Here is a 256-nt window from a genome sequence, read left to right as displayed (position 1 = left end):
GTAACCTTATCCGTAACTTCTGGTTGATCTGGAGTAACTGTCTTAGATCCAGCTTCCTTCTTATCGGCATAGTAACCTGTAACTACTGGAACTGTTTCTTTACCATAAGTGTGACTAGGTTGATCCCATGTTGTCGTACCATTTTGTTGTTTACCAGTGAATGTGAAGTTATCTTGAACCTTATCAGCTGGAGTAGCTGTTCCTGCTCCTTCAAACGTTACCGTTTGTTTAGTTGGTTTCGTCACATCATTTACGA

The 256-nt window shown here is 40.6% G+C and carries 1 pseudogene; it reads right to left on the bottom strand.

Features of this window, described 5'->3' with window-relative positions:
• A pseudogene (locus HMPREF2987_RS10960) lies at positions 1-256 on the bottom strand (mucin-binding protein); the annotation flags it as partial.

Source organism: Streptococcus sp. HMSC067H01 (assembly GCF_001814775.1).
Classification (GTDB): Bacteria; Bacillota; Bacilli; order Lactobacillales; family Streptococcaceae; genus Streptococcus.
Note: the sequence above shows the minus strand (reverse complement) of the source record. Positions and strands in the feature narration are given on the sequence as shown.